Source organism: Bradyrhizobium sp. Mp27 (assembly GCF_029953005.1).
In the GTDB taxonomy this organism is placed as follows: domain Bacteria; phylum Pseudomonadota; class Alphaproteobacteria; order Rhizobiales; family Xanthobacteraceae; genus Bradyrhizobium; species Bradyrhizobium barranii.
Genome location: NZ_JASAUS010000554.1, coordinates 1 through 871 on the forward strand (window position 1 = coordinate 1; position 871 = coordinate 871).

Here is an 871-nt window from a genome sequence, read left to right on the forward strand (position 1 = left end):
CGCCCTCCCGACGCAACGACAAAACCGTAAAGCCCCGCGTTCAGCATAACCCGGCAGGAATCCACTTAAATCCAGCGGGGCGCTGTCCAAACAACCGGGGCCAGCTCTAAAGATCGCTTCACGCGCGTTTGCAATTTTGCGCCAAAGAAAGACCTTGGAGTACATATCGGTAGGATTACCGGCCTCAAGCACTTGTTGCTTTTGCAGTGAAGAAAAATCCGTATTGTTGAGGTATACCTGCCGCTCCTCTTCGCTGTACCTCGCGAGGTCAGGCAACTCGACGAAGCCGAGAATGGCTGCGTCGGTAGCCGCATAGGCCTCCATGAACTGCTCCCAGACAGCGCGGGTCGCCGAGAATTCCAGTTCGTTGGAGCGTTTTCCCCGGTCCCCTAAATGGGCCAGGCGCTCCTTCACAGACTCGAGATCGCGGGATTGATCGGCTTTGAATGCCTCTAGGTTTCGGTCATACCTGAACTTAATGAGAGCTTCGCCCAATTTGGTGGGGAGCAAAAGGGCGGCCCCCAGAAATCCGCCTATAGCGCCGGTAAGCCACGGGTAGAGGCCTGTCAGAAAAAGCTCGATGGTCATGATCTATTGTTTTCCTGCGAATCGCGAGAGATTACGTTGACACAATGCAGGGTAGCACTACGAGAATTGGAACGCTTGTCCCGGTTATTCACAGAACCGCGTCCATCCATATCGCCCGGCACGGCAGCCCTCGCGAAGCGCCCAACGGGCTGGCGACAAGGGACAGTTAAGCTTAGCCCGTCTTATTCGCGAGAGGGCGCCTGAGAGGCTGGCGAGCGTGGTGTAAAGCGCTGATGCGGCGTAGGATTCGGTTGTGAAGCCAACCCCATCACCTCAACCGCGA

At 56.4% G+C, this 871-nt stretch carries 1 protein-coding gene; it reads right to left on the minus strand.

Annotated features, from left to right (window positions below; genetic code table 11):
• Nucleotides 1–588 (minus strand): hypothetical protein (locus tag QJT78_RS51710; RefSeq protein ID WP_281460905.1); only part of this gene is annotated, 588 nt, incomplete at its 3' end.
• Nucleotides 589–871: the final 283 nt, after the last annotated feature.